At 43.1% G+C, this 17,019-nt stretch carries 17 protein-coding genes; 12 read left to right on the top strand and 5 right to left on the bottom strand.

The window, feature by feature from the left end; all coding sequences use genetic code 11:
- Window positions 1–137 precede the first annotated feature (137 nt).
- The 12 genes from F6K52_RS17010 (at window position 138) to F6K52_RS16955 (ending at window position 11,589) form a co-directional block, all read left to right on the top strand.
- The gene (locus F6K52_RS17010; protein ID WP_293079680.1) at window positions 138–308 is read left to right on the top strand and encodes a hypothetical protein; all 171 of its coding nucleotides are present in this window, start codon (window positions 138–140) and stop codon (window positions 306–308) included.
- 23 nt (window positions 309–331) lie between these two features.
- Complete coding sequence (locus tag F6K52_RS17005) at window positions 332–673, top strand: CU044_2847 family protein (RefSeq protein ID WP_293079677.1); 342 nt, start codon at window positions 332–334, stop codon at window positions 671–673.
- A gap of 16 nt (window positions 674–689) precedes the next feature.
- Window positions 690–1,550, top strand: a complete 861-nt coding sequence (locus tag F6K52_RS17000; protein WP_293079674.1) for a trypsin-like peptidase domain-containing protein — start codon at window positions 690–692, stop codon at window positions 1,548–1,550.
- 16 nt (window positions 1,551–1,566) lie between these two features.
- Window positions 1,567–2,565 carry a hypothetical protein gene (locus F6K52_RS16995; protein WP_293079672.1) on the top strand — a complete coding sequence of 333 codons (999 nt, stop codon included), beginning with the start codon at window positions 1,567–1,569 and terminating at the stop codon, window positions 2,563–2,565.
- Window positions 2,565–3,530: a MoxR family ATPase gene (locus F6K52_RS16990; protein ID WP_293079669.1), complete on the top strand. Its 966-nt coding sequence runs from the start codon at window positions 2,565–2,567 to the stop codon at window positions 3,528–3,530. The genes F6K52_RS16995 and F6K52_RS16990 overlap by 1 nt, the downstream gene beginning before the upstream one ends.
- A gap of 98 nt (window positions 3,531–3,628) precedes the next feature.
- Complete coding sequence (locus F6K52_RS16985) at window positions 3,629–4,732, top strand: VWA containing CoxE family protein (protein WP_293079666.1); 1,104 nt, start codon at window positions 3,629–3,631, stop codon at window positions 4,730–4,732.
- Between the two features lie 168 nt (window positions 4,733–4,900).
- On the top strand, window positions 4,901–5,476 hold the full coding sequence (locus F6K52_RS16980; RefSeq protein WP_293042316.1) for an IS607 family transposase: 576 nt from the start codon (window positions 4,901–4,903) through the stop codon (window positions 5,474–5,476).
- Window positions 5,397–6,578, top strand: a complete 1,182-nt coding sequence (locus tag F6K52_RS16975) for a transposase (RefSeq protein WP_293079663.1) — start codon at window positions 5,397–5,399, stop codon at window positions 6,576–6,578. The genes F6K52_RS16980 and F6K52_RS16975 overlap by 80 nt, the downstream gene beginning before the upstream one ends.
- Window positions 6,579–6,606: 28 nt before the next feature.
- Window positions 6,607–8,307 carry a formylglycine-generating enzyme family protein gene (locus F6K52_RS16970; RefSeq protein ID WP_293079660.1) on the top strand — a complete coding sequence of 567 codons (1,701 nt, stop codon included), beginning with the start codon at window positions 6,607–6,609 and terminating at the stop codon, window positions 8,305–8,307.
- Window positions 8,308–8,630: 323 nt separating this feature from the next.
- Window positions 8,631–9,494 (top strand): formylglycine-generating enzyme family protein, encoded by an 864-nt coding sequence (locus tag F6K52_RS16965; RefSeq protein WP_364418155.1) that lies wholly within the window; start codon window positions 8,631–8,633, stop codon window positions 9,492–9,494.
- A 737-nt stretch (window positions 9,495–10,231) separates the two neighbouring features.
- Window positions 10,232–11,338 (top strand): exostosin family protein, encoded by a 1,107-nt coding sequence (locus F6K52_RS16960; protein WP_293079654.1) that lies wholly within the window; start codon window positions 10,232–10,234, stop codon window positions 11,336–11,338.
- Between the two features lie 101 nt (window positions 11,339–11,439).
- Window positions 11,440–11,589: a helix-turn-helix domain-containing protein gene (locus F6K52_RS16955; protein ID WP_293079651.1), complete on the top strand. Its 150-nt coding sequence runs from the start codon at window positions 11,440–11,442 to the stop codon at window positions 11,587–11,589.
- A 302-nt stretch (window positions 11,590–11,891) separates the two neighbouring features.
- Here F6K52_RS16955 and F6K52_RS16950 read toward each other — a convergent pair whose 3' ends face one another.
- The 5 genes from F6K52_RS16950 to F6K52_RS16930 form a co-directional block, all read right to left on the bottom strand.
- Window positions 11,892–12,464, bottom strand: a complete 573-nt coding sequence (locus tag F6K52_RS16950; RefSeq protein ID WP_293079648.1) for an antibiotic biosynthesis monooxygenase — start codon at window positions 12,462–12,464, stop codon at window positions 11,892–11,894.
- Between the two features lie 75 nt (window positions 12,465–12,539).
- On the bottom strand, window positions 12,540–14,516 hold the full coding sequence (locus tag F6K52_RS16945; protein WP_293079645.1) for an amidohydrolase: 1,977 nt from the start codon (window positions 14,514–14,516) through the stop codon (window positions 12,540–12,542).
- A 111-nt stretch (window positions 14,517–14,627) separates the two neighbouring features.
- Window positions 14,628–15,290 carry a hydrolase gene (locus tag F6K52_RS16940; protein WP_293079642.1) on the bottom strand — a complete coding sequence of 221 codons (663 nt, stop codon included), beginning with the start codon at window positions 15,288–15,290 and terminating at the stop codon, window positions 14,628–14,630.
- A gap of 516 nt (window positions 15,291–15,806) precedes the next feature.
- Window positions 15,807–16,394, bottom strand: coding sequence for an NAD(P)H-dependent oxidoreductase (locus tag F6K52_RS16935; protein WP_293079639.1), 588 nt, complete (start codon window positions 16,392–16,394; stop codon window positions 15,807–15,809).
- Window positions 16,395–16,411: 17 nt separating this feature from the next.
- The gene (locus F6K52_RS16930) at window positions 16,412–16,567 is read right to left on the bottom strand and encodes a hypothetical protein (RefSeq protein WP_293079637.1); all 156 of its coding nucleotides are present in this window, start codon (window positions 16,565–16,567) and stop codon (window positions 16,412–16,414) included.
- Between the last annotated feature and the right edge of the window lie 452 nt (window positions 16,568–17,019).

Here is a 17,019-nt window from a genome sequence, read left to right as displayed (position 1 = left end):
TGTTTCTGGTCTTACTGTTGGCAGGGTTGGCTGTAGTGTTGCTAGTTGCGGTTGGGATTAGTCTTGCGATCGTAGCCTGGGTGATCACGACAATTACTAGCTGAGCAGAAATGTCTGGCATTGGTGAAACTGGCAAGATGCCAGTTCCACAGGGTGGGAAATCAAACTGGCAAGATGCCAGTTCCACAGGGTGGGAAATCAAACTGGCAAGATGCCAGTTCCACAGGGTAGGAAATCAAACTGGCAAGATGCCAGTTCCACGCTTGATGTCCATTCCATCCATGGCTCAAACAGCTAAAATGAGGTGAATGGGAGTCAGAAGACACAAACAATGGAAGAAAAACAATTAGCGCAATTTTCCCTAGCGGATGGAACTACATTTTTGGTAGAAGTGGAAGAACCGGAAAGCCGTGGTATTGAGCGAGTCAGCCTGGGAGGAAAACAAGTCCTTAAGGCACGGCAGACCTTTGAAGAAGCCCTGGATCAAATCAAACCGGTTGCTTCTGCGGTGATCACCAAATTGCGAGACCTCAACCAGCCTGCCGATGAAGTGGAGGTAAAATTTGGTTTAAAATTGACGGCGGATGCGGGAGCCGTCTTTGCCTCTGTGGGTGGCGAAGTGAGCTATGAAATTACCTTAAAATGGAGAAGTAATAAGAATCAGGGCAAGTAGAGGATAAATTAAATCAATGGATTTTAATGCCCATAAGACTTCAATTATTAGGCTCTTTAATAAATACCAAGAAGTAGTTGGTATTGGCTTTCTGGTATCGGAACACTATGCCTTAACCTGTGCTCATGTCGTAGCAGAGGCATTATTAATTGATAGCACCACACAGAGCCGCCCTGAGGGAGAAATAAACGTTGATTTTCCGTTACTTAATGGGACAGATAAATTTTCGGCGAGGGTGGTTTGCTGGCATCCTATATCTCCTTTAGAAGATTCCGAGGAAGCCATAGAAGATATTGCAGTTTTGAAGCTTGATAACCTTCCTGCTTCTGCTCACCCGACTCGCCTGCTGTTCTCAGAAAATGTTGCAAATAATCCATTTAAAGTATTTGGCTGTCCTAAGAAAGTTTCGTTTGGAGTTTGGGCAACTGGGGTATTATCGGAGCAAAATGCTAAACAATGGTTTCAACTGGAAGACACTAGGGTAACTGGATACGGGATTGAACCAGGATTTAGTGGTTCTTCGGTTTGGGATGAAAAATTGCAGGGAGTGGTGGGGATGGTAGTTGCTGCAGACCGCAAGCGAGAAACGGCAAAAGTCGCGTTTATGATTCCGACACAAATTTTAGTCGAAGCTTGGTCACAGTTGGAGTCAATTGTTATCCGAACTAAAGAAGAAAAGCCAATTAAGCCAGGTTTGTTACCAGCAAATAAAAAGTTTCTCGAACAACGAAAGAGAGACTTAGAAGAAAACGTCGAAGCGGTCAGCAAGCAAATGGGGTTTACGTCAGATTTATCTAAATATCGAAATTTGGAACAAAAAATAACTTTCTATTTGGAAAAAATTGAAGAAATTGACAGACAGCTTGCGGGGGATTAGATAAAAACATAAAAAAATGACAACTAGCACAGAAATCGAAAATCTACAAAAAATTTGTAATCTATGGAATCAACGCATTGAAGATGTCATAAAAGAGATGAGTTTCACGTCAGAGCTGGATCAGCTAGAAAATTTAGATAGAAAGTTTCAGTACTACTCTGAACAACTCAAAAAGTTCGAGAATAAACTCAATTTATTAAAAACTAAGAGCGATTCCTCTGCTAGTCCTAATCCACAACATACTATTGCTCAAAACTTATCTAAGATTAACTTCCATAACCAAAAAAGAATCGTCAATTATATTCTAGACAATTGTTTAGGTGAAGAAGGAGGCTTGGCTTTATTTTTACTTGACAATACCTCTTTGATGCGAGGAGATTTATGTGTTGCAGAAATTCAATACTATCTTAGTAGCAAAAGTTATGGTAAACTTAAGTATTGTCCTATAGACCCCTTCTTAAGACCTGATATTTCCGATGAGCGCAGTTTGCTAAATGCGATCGCGGATTATTTTAAGCCAATTGAACCTCATCCCAATGACCAACAATACATTCAGAAAATTATAGAGAAGATCGGTGACAGTGTACAGGGAGGAAGCATTATTTTTTTTGATTTTAGCAACTGGGATTCTCTTACAGAAAATGATGCTAGACTTTTATCTTGGTTTATTGAGTTTTTTTGGAAGTCTTTGAAGCAAAAACATCAAGATGATATTTCCCAGGATTACTCTTGGGTTAATTTTTTGTTGTTTTGTTCTCTAAGTTCACTCATCGATGAATCTTATGAAAATCTCAGTTATTGTTGTAACTACAACGAGTTTGATAGTTTAAAAATACTAAAAATACCTTTGAATAAATGGAAGGAAAGTGATATTAATCATTGGCTTCAACAAGTTTATGGATTATCTAAACCAAAAAGCAAAAAAATAGCCAGAATAATTTATAAATCATCTAATCGTGGTATTCCTAGTACAGTTTGCTCAAAATTAGAACAATATTTAGCTCAATATAGTTAATGAATCCTCCTAAATACATCTTCCAGGGAAATCCACAACATCGACCTAAACAATGTCATCCAGATTCTCCCACAGAATTAGAACCCTATATTGCAGACAGCGAATTAATTGAAGCCGTGAATTTGGCAATTTTCCTCCAAAGACCCCTGTTAATTGAAGGAGAATCGGGATGTGGTAAAACCCGATTAGCAGTGGCAGTGGCTTATGAATTAGGGTTGCCCTTTTATCGCTGGGATATTCGCTCAACCACCAAAGTCCAAGAGGGATTATATGAATACGATGCGATTTTGCGCTTGCATGATCTCCAAACCCAAAACTTAACCCCGTCTATTAATCCGAAAACTGGACAACCGAGAAATCCTCAAGAACCAAACGATTACCGTGAACTAGGTCCCCTGGGAAAAGCCTTTCAATCCCACGACTATCCGGCAGTGTTGCTAATTGATGAAATTGACAAGGCTGATGTAGATTTCCCCAATGATTTACTGTCGATATTGGATAAACCTTGGAAATTTTTTATTCGGGAAACAGGAGAAACCATTGAGGCGAATCAAGAGCAACTACCAATTATCATTATTACCAGTAACAAAGAAAAAGGCAGTCTCCCCTCTCCTTTCTTACGCCGGTGTTTATATCACTATGTACGTTTCCCTAATCAACCAGAAGAGTTAGAGAAAATTGTCAAGGTTCACTATCAACAGAAACAGAAAACAGAGACAATAGCAATGCCCAAATCTGATTTAGTGACGACTGCGATCGCTAAATTTTTAAAGATACGACAGGATAAAAGTCTTTTTAAACGTCCGGGGACCAGTGAGTTTCTGGATTGGCTGGCTGCCTTACATCACTTTAAATCGAAACCCTATGCTGTGACTAAACTCCAGCAAGAAAAAATAATTCCCTATCGAGATTTAGTATTTAAATTGCGGCAAGATTGGCAAAATCCCAATTATGCAGGTTCATGATACCAATTTACTTTAATGAGGCTACAGATCAGATCCCCCCTAGCCCCCCTTGAAAAAGGGGGGAACTGGACTTTAAGTCCCCCTTGTTAAGGGGGATAATGGGGGATCTTCTACGTGTTTCACTGTCTTATGAAATTGGTATGAGTAACTTTAATCCCCGCTCTCTGTTAACTCGCCTATTTTACCGCTTGCGCCGGGATGGGTTTGCTTTGGGAATTAATGAATATTTAGCTGCCTTACACGCTATGGAGGGCGGCTGGGGAGTGCAGGATGCCAATGCTCTCAAAAAACTGCTGCGATCGCTTTGGTGTCATTCCCTAGCCCAACAAGACCATTTAGACGTCATTTTTCGTTCCATTAGCGCAGAAGAAAGCCAAGAGGAGGCAAAACCAAGGGAAATTCCCTCAGAATCCCCCGAATCATCGTCCTCCCCTAAAAATACTCCTCCTGTTACCCCTGGGGAACAGGTTCCCTCAAGGGTAGACTCTCCTACTCCAGTTCCTGAATTATCCTTACTGCCGGTCAAATCATCAATCAATGTATTGGAACACACAGAAGACTGGGATTTCCAAGCTTATTATCCCATTTCTCGCAGGTATATGGTTTATAGCTGGCGTTATTTACGGCGGATGGTGGCAGATGGTAGAGAAGATATTCTGGATGTGGAAGGGACAATTGCCAAGGTCTGCCAACAGGGATTTTTTTTAAAGCCGAAATACAGCCGACGGGAGCAAAATCACGCTGATTTGCTCTTGTTGCTGGATCAAGAAGGCTCCATGACTCCCTTTCACCGCTTTACGCGAGATTTAGTCGAAACCTCCCAACACGACAGTAATATCGAACGGGTGCGGGTGGGCTATTTCCACAACGTTCCACCAGAGTATGTTTATAAAGACCCTTATCTAACCGAAAAGGTAAAGTTTGAGTGGATTTTGGCAGAGTCCGATGGGGATACCAGTGTTTTAATTGTCAGCGATGGGGGAGCAGCTCGTGGCGATCGCCGTTCGGAAAGATTTTCAGCAACCGCTGAAGTTTTGTGGCACATTAGACAGCATACCAAGTTAATTGCCTGGTTGAATCCTGTTCCCTCTGAACGCTGGCAAGGAAGCACTGCCCAATTTATCGCTCATTTAGTACCAATGTACCCTCTGGATCCTCATGGGTTAAATCAAGCGATCGCTAGCCAACGCCCTTCGGGCTAATCGCCTTTGGCGCTGCTGTGGCCGTAGGCCACGCTGGGCGAACGCCGATGAAGCGAAGCTTCCGCGCTTATGCGATCGGCCAAAGATAGAAGTATCTTTTTAAGGCAATCTCCGGCAGTTCCCGGCAGTCTCTGTTAGTATATATAAAGAATCGCACCAACTCAGACTATGAGGTATGTCCCACCCAGGAAAGCCCGCGAAATCCTCGGAGTATCTGAACGAACACTCAGGTACTGGGAGCAGGAGGGCAAAATCAAAACCATTAGAACCCCAAGTAACCAGCGACGTTATGATGTCGATTCAGTGCTTGGAGAAGTCAAGAACAAACCAACAATTATTTACGCTAGAGTCTCTACCAGAAGACAAAAAGAAGACCTCGAAAGGCAAGCGGCGTTCCTTCAAGGGAAGTTCCCGAACGCGGAAGTCATCAAAGATATCGGTACAGGACTCAACTACCGCAGAAAAGGTCTTAAAGCCTTATTGGGACGAGTTTTGTCAAGAGACGTCAGCGAAATTGTGGTCGCTCACAAAGACCGGATGGCAAGATTTGGATTCGAGCTTATCGAATGGATTTGTGAACAGAACGGTTGCAGAATCGTGGTTCTCGACCAGTCAAATCTATCTGATGAACGAGAGATGGTGGAAGACATCCTTGCCATCGTCCATGTCTTCAGTTGTAGACTCTATGGACTCAGGAAATACAAGTCAGTTATCAAAGAAGATCCGAGTCTACCCGGAAACTGAATTAAAGCTAAAATGGAGAACTTGGATTAATGCCGCGAGATGGTGTTACAATCAGGCTATCGCAACTCTGAAAACCACAAAAATAGGGAAATACGACCTTAGAAAGAAAATAATGTCAGACGTCCCTGAATGGGTTAGTAAAACACCTTACAGCCCCAGAGAATCGGCAATATTTCAAGCATTTGGAGCTCATAAAGCAGCCAAGAAGGTAGACGGAGAAGCTAAGTTTAGGAAGTTTTCAGATCCAGTTCAATCGATCAGGTTCAATAAGGTTAACTTCAGGAAAGGGACTTTTTACCCAAAAGAGACGAAAGGTAGGGTTTTTCACAGTAGCGAATCAATGCCAGAAAAAATCCTTCATGACCCTACTCTGGTTATTGATCGAGGACGTTGGTTTATTACTTTTGCCATAGACGAAAAACCGGCTAAACCTTCTCTGCCAGATAGAAGTATTGCTTTAGATCCTGGAGTAAGGACATTTTTGACTGGATTTGACGGCCAGAGGTTTTTAGATATAGGTTCAGGAGACATTGGACGAGTTTACCGCCTTTGTTGCCACTTAGATAATCTAATATCTCGCGCCTCTCTAGCTAAGGGGTCTAAAAATAAAAGAAAAAGATTCAAGATCAGGAAGGCCGCTCAGGGAATGAGAGTAAAAATTCGCAATCTTATAGACGAAGCTCACAAAAAGGTTGCCTGTTTCCTCACTTCTGAGTATCAAGTTATTTACCTTCCCAAATTTGAGACATCTCAAATGGTGAGTAAAACCAAGAGGAAAATAAGAAGCAAGACCGTTAGAAAAATGATGTCTTGGGCACATTATCGATTCAAGATGACATTGAAGCATCAGGCAGCCAAAAGAGGCTGTTTTGTAGTAGACGTCACTGAAGAATACACATCCAAGACTTGTACTAAATGTGGCCACATTCACAGCAAGTTAGGCAGTTCTAAACGATTTAAATGCCCAAATTGTGGCCACACCCTTGACCGTGATCATAATGGCGCTTTTGGGATTTACCTAAAAGCTTTGAGGGATACCTCCTCGTCGATAACCGACGTGCTGTACACGGCTTCCGGGTTTTGCCGGGAATTGCCTGGTTAAATGTATCCGCACAGATTCGTTAATATCTATGACCAGTCCCTTATCTGAGGAATTAACCGAAGAAATAGCCAAGCAACAAATTGAAAGCTTTGTGGCCAGGTTTCAGCCCAACTATCGCTATCTAGCGTGTCATTGCGCTTTGCCCTTGGTCTTGACTCCGGAATTGGTGAATTATATCCGAGTGCAATTTTTACTCAACGAGGAAGTGCCTTGGATAGCAGAAGCGGATTTACTGTTATCGGAGTTGTGCCGTCCAGTTGGTTATGAATTATATGCCATGACTCCGGCGGTACGGTCTAATTTATTGGCACAATTTGAAACACCAGAATTTCAGCACAAATTTGGCACAAATCGCCTCAAATCCGTCGCCCAATTGCTGATGGATTACGTGACTTATTTAATAGGAACCAATCCCCCTAGCCGACAGCGAGAATTCCAGGCACAACAATGGGCAGCAATGGTTTATTTAGATCAACATCGCACTAAAGCAGAAAAGCAGATAGCCACTGCTCTACAAGGATTGGTTAACCGAGGAAAAAATGGACAGGCAGAATTAGCCCGATTACAGCGTCTAATTCAAGAATTTAGACCCCAGTTGAGTCAATATGACTCATTAATAACATTTGCTCAATCCCTCGGAATCTGGCTCAAAGATCAAATTCCTCTTGATGCTGGTGAATCCTATGATGTTCATGGGGTAAACCTTAGCCTTAATCAAGTCACTCAGCTTGAAGGTTTTCCACCCCTGCAAACCTTTGAATGTGAGGTGGTAACCATTGGGCTGGGAGCAGAAACGGAGATTAACGCTAGACTTTTCCATTCTTCAGCGAAATGGATGTCCGTAGACATTGTGCTAGAACGTTTTACCTTTGAAGTGGCAACTATTGAGTTGAAACAAACAGGCGGCTTGAGAACAGAAACAGAACTAATCATCAACCGTCATCAGCATGGAGCTTATGGTTTTACCGAAGACTTAGGGAATGGAGTTGAGTTAGAGATGGTTGCCATTCGTGAAGGGAGCTTTATGATGGGTTCCCCAGAAACCGAAGAGGGGCATAGAGACAGTGAAAGTCCCCAGCATCAAGTCACCGTTAAATCCTTCTTCATGGGTAAATACCCAGTTACTCAAGCCCAATGGCAAGCCGTGGCCGCCCTACCCCAAGTCAACAGAGAACTTGAACCCAATCCATCCTATTTTAAAGGGGAAGACCGACCTGTAGACGGAGTCTGTTGGTATGATGCGGTGGAATTTTGTGCGCGGTTGTCTGAGTATACGAAACGTCTTTATCGCTTGCCCAGTGAAGCCGAGTGGGAGTATGCTTGTCGAGCAGGTACAACGACTCCGTTTCATTTTGGTGAAACCATTACAACTGACCTAGCTAACTATGATGGCAACTATACTTATGGCTCTGGACCCAAAGGCAAATATGTTCAGGAAACAACCCCAGTGGGGAGTTTTGGGGTAGGGAATGACTTTGGACTCTACGATATGCATGGGAATGTGTGGGAGTGGTGTGCAGACCATTGGCACTCAAACTATAAAGGTGCGCCGACAGATGGCAGTGCGTGGCCAAATAATAATGACAATGATAATAATCGGCGGTTGTTGCGGGGCGGATCCTGGGACAACTATCCTGAGGTCTGCCGTTCTGCGTCTCGCTACAACTATCTTTCGGGCATCAGGCACACTTACTTTATTGGTTTTCGTGTGGTGTGTGGGTGGGCTTAGAGTCGGTAACCCTTGACTCTTTTGGCCTTTTGTCCTTTACTCTGTTTTCTCTTTTCCCTCTTCTGTGTGTAGAACTGGCATCAAGCCGCGTGGCTGGGGAATAGGCTTTATGCCTGTGTCAATCTCAATCAAGTAATAATCTGGTCACTGGCAAGATGCCAGTTCTACAACTAGCTCCACTGGCAAGATGCCAGTTCTACAACTAGCTCCACTGGCAAGATGCCAGTTCTACAACTAGCTCCACTGGCAAGATGCCAGTTCTACACAAGATGCCAGTTCTACACAAGAGGCCAGTTCTACATCAGTAAAACCAAACAATGGTGATGGCACAAACAAGTAAAGAAGAACAGCAATCAAAACTTAATATCAAACGCCATCGGCGACAAATTCAGTACTTCACTGAAGACTTGGGAAATGGTATCACCTTGGACATGGTTGCCATCCCCGGTGGCACTTTCCTCATGGGTTCCCCAGAAACAGAAGAGGGGCATAGCAACAGTGAAAGTCCCCAGCATCAAGTCACCGTTAAATCCTTCTTCATGGGTAAATACCAAGTGACCCAAGCCCAATGGCAAGCGGTCGCTGCCCTAGCCCAAGTCAACACAGAACTTAAACCCAATCCATCCTATTTTAAAGGGGATGACCGACCTGTCGAGAGAGTCTCCTGGGATGATGCGGTGGAGTTTTGTGAGCGGCTGTCCCAGCATACCAAACGCCCTTATCGCTTGCCCAGTGAAGCCGAGTGGGAGTATTCCTGTAGAGCCCGAACAACTACTCCCTTTCATTTTGGCGAGACAATTACAACCGACCTAGCTAACTATCATGGCAAGTATACTTATGGGTCTGGTCCTAAAGGCAAATATGTTCAGGAAACAACCCCAGTGGGTAGTTTTGGGGTAGGGAATGACTTTGGACTCTACGATATGCATGGGAATGTGTGGGAGTGGTGTGCAGACCATTGGCACTCAAACTATGAAGATGCGCCGACAGATGGCAGTGCCTGGCAAGATGAATCTAACAATGATAATTACAATGATAATAATTGGCGGCTGTTGCGGGGCGGTTGTTGGGACTACAACCCTGTACTCTGCCGTTCTGGGTCTCGCCTCAACTATAATCCGGCCCTCAGGCACTACGGCAACAATATGGGTTTTCGTGTGGTGTGTGCCCAGGAGTGGACTCCCTAACCTTTTACCCTTTACCCTTTTTCCCTCTTCTCTCTGTAGAACTGGCATCAAGCCGCGTGGCTGGGGAATAGGCATGTGGCCTTCTCTCTGTAGAACTGGCATCAAGCCGCGTGGCGGCGGAATAGGCATGTTGCCTTCTGTGTGTAGAACTGGCATCAAGCCGCGTGGCGGCGGAATAGGCATCAAGCCTTCTGTGTGTAGAACTGGCATCAAGCCGCGTGGCGGCGGAATAGGCATGTTGCCTTCTGTGTGTAGAACTGGCATCAAGCCGCGTGGCGGCGGAATAGGCATCAAGCCGCGTGGCTGGGGAATAGGCATCTTGCCTTCCCAATGTGGAACAGGCTTCCAGCCTGTGATAGGCGAACCAATCTTTAATTATAGCAGTTAAAGTAAAGACATACTTGTGATCCGAAGCTCCATTCCCCTTCCCGCAAGCTCAGGCAAAGCCCGAAAGCATAGGCCACGGCCTTAGTTCCCTAAGAATTTTCAAAGCTCAATAATTTGGCAAAACGGCATTGATATAGCCGAGAAGTGTTATTTAATGATTTCTAAAGTGTTATTTAACTGTAAGCTATCAGCTATAAGCTGTCAGCTATAAGCAGCTAGAAGCCTGTGCCACAGCTGAGCGCTGACCACTGACCACTGTTCGCTTACATTTAACCACTTCTGTTCTCCCTTCCGAACTCCCTCGCCCAAACTAATGATTTAGCATCACAAGTACCAAAGAGGCTAACATTATGACTTTGAAAATTTTCTGTGACCAGAACTATCTCCCAGAGGGCATGACCTATGAGGCAATCCTATACCCCTTTTGGGGCAAGCCTCCCGAAAATCCTCAGGATCCCATTAGTAGTTGTTTTGACCACTATGTAGAAATTGGAAAGTCTCTATTTAAGATGTCGTCTCTGGAGGAAGCAGATATCGCCATCGTACCAGTTAATTGGGCACTATGGAATTCTGAATTGGAACATAAAGCCAGAGAATTAGCAGAAAACGTTAAATCAGCAGGCAAGCCCTTAATCAGCTTTTTTGGTGGGGCTTCTTCCCATCTTAACTTACCGATTGAAAGTGATTTCGTATTCCGTAACTCCCTCTATCGCTCCCTGAGAAAAAACACCGATTTCACCCTACCTCAGTGGAGCGAAGACTTTGTTGAAAACTATCTGGACAACAAACTCAATATCCGGCAAAAACGATTAAAACCAGTAGTTGGTTTCTGTGGGTATGCCGTCAAACCAAATACCAAAACCTACTTAAAGTTTTTATGGTCTAGAGTCAAAAAGAATGTCTTGAACTTTAAAACTAGTATCCCTCCCTATAATTGGGGATATATGTTAAGACTTCAAGCCCTAGATATCTTAGCAAAAGATTCTAACATAATCACCAACTTGATGATTAGAGAACGCCCAGTTTTCTTCAATCAACCGGATTTCAAGTTGAAGCAAAAGCATCGGTTGGAATTTGTGTATAACTTAATAGACAGTGACTATATATTTTGTTGCCGTGGATCAGGAAACAATTCCTTTCGTTTCTATGAAGCATTGTGCTGTGGCAGAATTCCAGTTCTTGTAGATACCGATTGTGTACTTCCCTACGACTTTGACATTGATTGGAAGAAATACTGTGTTTGGATAAAGGAGAATGAAATTCATTTAATTGGCGAGAAAATTGCTGAGTTTCACGACAATCTATCATCCCGGGAATTTGTAGATTTACAGTATGAGTGTCGCCGGATTTGGAAAGAACGAGTATCTCCAGAAGGGTTCTTTAGTAATTTCCATCGTCATCTGCCTATAGCAAAGAGAACACGGAATAGGGAACAGGCAACAGTAGGGTGCATCTGATAGTTCTAAAAAAGAAGGGAAGTGTGGGGCAGGGGCGCGGGAATTTTATTAGAATTTTTGCCTAATTTAATAAACTAAAAAATATCAGGTGAGTTTGCACGATGAAAGTCACAACTAAACTAGCACAATTAAGAGCTGATTCCGGAAATATCAGTTACGAAGAAATTTCTGAATCTACGGGAATCAATCGGCAACAACTAAGGGAACTAGAAAATGGGGAAGCGAATGCGATGAAGCGAAGCTTCCGCTAAGAGCGAACGCTTTTACTACCCTCGCTCAACTCTGCGCGTTCTTTCACTGTAGTCCCAACGATTTATTGATTGTAGACTGGGAGGGGGAAGAAATAGAACAATCTCCACAGATAATGAAACAGGAATTTACCCAGAAAGAGGCGATGCAACTCGGTTTTGCAGATGAAATCTGGGATACTTTTTAAGTAACTATCAAGCGAATTTAAAACCAAATTTAAAACTCATAATTTGCACTATAAACTGAGGTAATCAGGATTAATTTTGATGCTTAAATTTATTATCGACGTTCCCCCAAAAGTTAATTAACTGTGCAACCACTTGGCAAATATCTTAGTGAGGAAAGGCATCACTAAATAAGTGAGCAAACCTACGGTAATCGCCACCATAATTGCTTGGCGAAGCATAAACGGCAGTACCATCAAATGAGGCATCACGACAACCCCTAGCAATATACTGCAAAAATATACGCCCATCGAAACTAAAATGGCAGTCTTGTAACGTGGCGGTGGTTTTAGTGGTGTTTGACCAGGAAGAGAAACCAGATAATCTAACCCCGTTAAGATTTGTACATTTTCCACCTTTTGAGTCAAGGGTTCTGCGCGCTCAATCCAATGTTTACGAACCTCCGAATTCATCCACTGTTGCAAGTGATGATAGCTATCAAACCGCAGAATAATTACATAGTCTGACCGTGTTCCAGGCTGAGGTCTCAAAATTGTGAGGCCGCAATGTCCTTCAAACTTCCGAGCATCAGCAGAAATTCCCTTGAGCCACTCTTCATAGCCCTGCTCCCGTCCCTTCCGCACAAAGTGAGAAATAACTGCTGTGACTTGTTGATCGTCAGGTTGATTGTCAATAAAGTTAGAAGTATCCATCAAAATTAGCTCAAAATCAAAAAGTACCTTTCCGATTCCCGATTCCCGATTCCCGATTCCCTTTAAAACCTTTATTTAGCAACAACCACACATTAAACCACCCCAAAAACGAGATAGACTCCCTGACGTACTCAGGGAAGATAAATTAGAGAAATTAAATTTATGCTGGCTCTTGGAATTGGGGATGTTAGAGAATCTTTGTCTGGGGTGTCTTAGAGAGACTAAACTAATCTTTGAGTCGTTGTGATAGCCACCATAATACTTAACAGGTGACCAATCGGGACTGATGGGTAAGGGTGGAGGGGATAGCTCGCTAAATTCCGCTGAACCATATACAGGCTTACCATCCACAATAGTTAAAACTGATTCGAGATGTTTAATTCTGTCTTCGGGTACAGAGAAATAGTCTTCTGACAACACGGCTAAGTCTGCTAATTGACCTGGAACAATTGACCCTTTATTACCTTCTTGATTGGAGAACCAAGCAGCTGCCGTAGTATATAATCTCAGCGCCTCCATGCGATTAAGGCGATTCGCTTCCGGGTAAAGTGGGGTTCCCCCAACAGTTTTTCCTGACACTAACCAGTACAGCCCTGGCCAAGGATTGTAACTAGCTACCCTAGTTCCATCTGTTCCCCCAGAGAGAGGAACATCCATGGCCATGATCTTTTTAATTGGAGGAGTGTGGCTCGCAGCCTCAGAACCATACCGGTCTATAAAATATTCTCCTTGAAAAGCCATGCGATGTTGAATGGCAATCCCTCCCCCTAAGGCTTTGACCCGCTCAATATTTTTTTCACTAATGGTTTCGGCATGATCTAAAATCCAATGCATCCCTGCAAAGGGAACGTCCTGATTGACTTGTTCAAATACATTCAAAAACCGAGAAATAGATTGGTTGTAGGTAGCATGGAGTCTAAAGGGCCATTTATTAGCAGCAAGGAGTTTAATAACCTCGGTTAGGTCACCTTCCATAGTGGGATTGAGATCAGGGCGAGGTTCGGTAAAATCTTCAAAATCTGCAGCTGAGAAAACTAACATTTCCCCTGCACCATTGAGCTGATAAAAATCGTCTCCCTGACCAGGATTAGCAATTTTAATCCATCTTTCAAAATCCCCTTTCTCATTGCCTGGATTTTGAGTAAATAGGTTATAGGCAACCCTGACAGTCATCAATCCTTCTGCATGAAGCTTTTGGATAATTTGGTAGTCATCGGGATAATTTTGTCCACCACCACCAGCATCGATCACGCTTGTAATACCCAGGCGATTCATCTCCCGCATATAGTGGCGTGAAGAATTGATTTGATCCTCTAAACCTAATCTTGGTCCTTGAGCGATCGCTGCATAGAGAATAGTGGCATTTGGTTTAGCAATGAGCATTCCTGTCGGATTGCCATTACTATCTTTTTCTATAACAGCACCAGGAGGTGGGCTCGTATTACGGTCAATTCCCAAAGACCTTAGAGCTGCACGGTTTAGTAAAGCACGGTTATACAGATTGAGAATAAAAACAGGTACGTCTTGAGAAACAGCATTAATTTCTGCCAACGTTGGCATGCGTCGTTCAGCAAACTGAAACTCGCTCCACCCGCCAATCACGCGCACCCACTGTGGTGCAGGGGTTCTCACAGCCTGTTCTTTGAGCATCCGCAGGGCATCGGCTAAAGAAGGAACTCCATCCCAGCGCAGCTCTAAATTGTAGTTCAAACCACCACGAATCAAGTGAGTATGGCTATCATTCAGCCCCGGAATGACAGTACGACGATTAAGATTGATGAGCTTTGTTTTATCTCCCTTATAGGCCATCACTTCCTTGTCTGAGCCAACGGCGAGAAAACGATTACCTTTAATGGCTAAGGCTTCAGCAAAGGAACGCTTGTTGTCTTGGGTTGCAATCCGGCCATTATGAAGAATCCAATCGGCTTTGTTACTGGTGTCAGGATTATTCTGTACCCAAGAGCTACATTTATGTAACAAATCAGTAGAAAATCCTGCTGCTAAGGCCAACTTGAAAAAATCTCGCCTTTTGGTCTTGTGGTAGTTTTCCATGATTTTAATCTCTAGTCAATCAGTTACATCTGAAAAAGTCTGGGAGAGGATTAATTGCTTTTTGTTCCACTCCCTTTCAGATATAAAACCAATACTTTTATCAATACTTTTCTACTTAACTATCTTCCCTTTAAAGTCACCACGCTGAGGTACTTTGTTTATCATCGTGTAGGCATAATCAATCCCCATGCCATAAGCTCCACTGTGTTCTTTAAATACCGCCATAATAGGATCGTAAGTCTCTTTCCTCGCCCAATCTCGTTGCCATTCCAGAGCAACTTGTTGCCAAGTCATGGGTACAACCCCTGCTTGCACCATCCGATCCATTGAGGCGCGGTGAGCCATTTCACTGGTGCCACCGCAAGCATCTTCGACCACATAGACTTCGTAATTATCCTGCATCGCGGAAAAGGCACAGAGATTAATACAAACCTCTGTCCATAGACCAGATAGAATCAACTTTTTACGTCCTGTTAAACCCACAGCATCTCGAACCTTTGGGTCATCCCAGGAGTTCATACTGGTGCGTTCTAGCAAATCATTTTCAGGATAAACATCAAGCAATTCAGGCCACATGTAACCGCTGAAACTTTCTGTTTCAACTGTGGTCAGAGTGGTTGGAATATTAAATACTTTCGCTGCCTTGGCAAGGGCCACAACATTATTTTTCAAGAGTTGACTATCAATATTCACAACTCCAAAGGCCATCTGAGGTTGATGGTCAATAAATAACAGAACAGAATTTTCCGGTGTAAGTAATTCAATCTTGCTCATGGTGAAAGACCTCTAATAGTTTGATAATTTTGACTGATTTAAGGTGATTTAAGGCAAGTAATGGTGCAACGGTATGCTCCATGAGGTAATGTTGAGGGCATTCATGGAGTAAGATTACTGGTTCTCCTTCACCGCCGGATAGTGGAGGTTGATATTGCCATTGACGACGGCAGGTTTATTTAAATTAGTCAAAAACTTGTATCACGATTTCTAGTTCTAACTAAGAATATTGACAAGGAACTTAAGGGACTTGCGTGTAAAAAAAAATACCAATTAAAGTAGGGTGGGCAAAGTAATATTATCTATAATAATCATTTGAACCAAACTGTTTTTGCCCACCCTACAAGCTAAAAACTGGTATTTTATTTTTTTGCTACTCCCTAACGTGACTTTGCATAAATCTTAGTGCTTTGAACCCTTATAAAAATCCAGCCATCACTGGATTTTTATAGAATAGCCGTAATAATTCGATGGGAAGGTGGTACTGTTACTCGTGTATTCCTCCCATCCTAATCACTACTGGGATAATTTAGCTGTTACATCAACGAGTTTGGTGGCGATCGCCTGCACAGCCTTCAGCTGCTTCTCATCCTTGAGGTTACCCTGGTCATCAAAGGCCTGATAGGCTCCTGGAATCGCCTTTTGATCGGGAATCACCAAGACGCCAATCCCTTCTAAAATTGCGCGAACGTGAACTAATCCCCGCATTCCCCCTAAGCCACCTGGAGAGGTTGCTAATAGGGCTGCGACTTTGCCTTTAAAGCCACTGAGTGCCATCGATGGTTCCTCGGGATCTGGGCGGGAAGACCAGTCAATGACATTTTTGAGCAGGGGCGTAATTGAGCCGTTGTACTCTGGACAGGAAATTAGGAATCCCTGATGGCTTTTCAGCAAAGCTTTGAACTGAACAACTGTATCTGGCAGTCCCTCTTGAGCCTCCAAATCTTCGTTAAATATAGGCATGGGATAATCCAGCAGGTCTAGGTAGGTGACTTCGGCTCCAGCAACTTTAGCTTCCTCAGCAGCAATTTTGACCAGCTTTTTATTGAAAGATTCGATGCGGGCACTACCAGCAAAAGCCAGAATTTTTATGGGTTGAGACATGGTATCTGCTGATACTCCTATAGACTTGTATGGGTACGGTCACAGAAGAAATGGGCATTCCCTGTACCCTTGCACAGGCAAAGGGCAACTTTTTGCTTCTGTGCAATTTCAAATGTGACTGGGGTGAACTCCGTTCCTTGGTAGGTACCATGGCAAAAGGGTTCAACGGTCATCTTCTTAAATAATAGGCAAATTTCATATACCAAAGGGAACAGGGAACAAAATTATCACAATTCCTACACGGATTGCTATAGATATTGTTTCCAAGCCAAACTTGGATCAAGTACTTAAAAAAAAAAGGCTGATTTATTCAAGATAATGAGTATATTTTTACTCTAATTTAGAGTTTAATCAACCAGCATTTTTTTATTTATAATGTCCCTTAATAAGTATAGAATTTGCTAACATAGTTGATGCTATAAATCACTTCATGTTTTGACTCCATGGAAGCTTATATGAATAGCTTATGTAGTAATTTTAATTTTGTCTAATATAATTTTTAGAGGGACTTGATACCTCTAAAGGTATGATGAGCAAAGGGAACAGGGAACAGGGAACAGGGAGCAGGGAGCAGGGAGCAGGGAACAAACATTCTCTCAATTCCTACACGGATTGCTATTTTTGA

The organism is Moorena sp. SIO3H5, from assembly GCF_010692395.1.
GTDB lineage: Bacteria > Cyanobacteriota > Cyanobacteriia > Cyanobacteriales > Coleofasciculaceae > Moorena.
The sequence above is the reverse complement of the archived record's forward strand: the minus strand, read 5'-3'. Positions and strand labels throughout refer to the sequence as shown.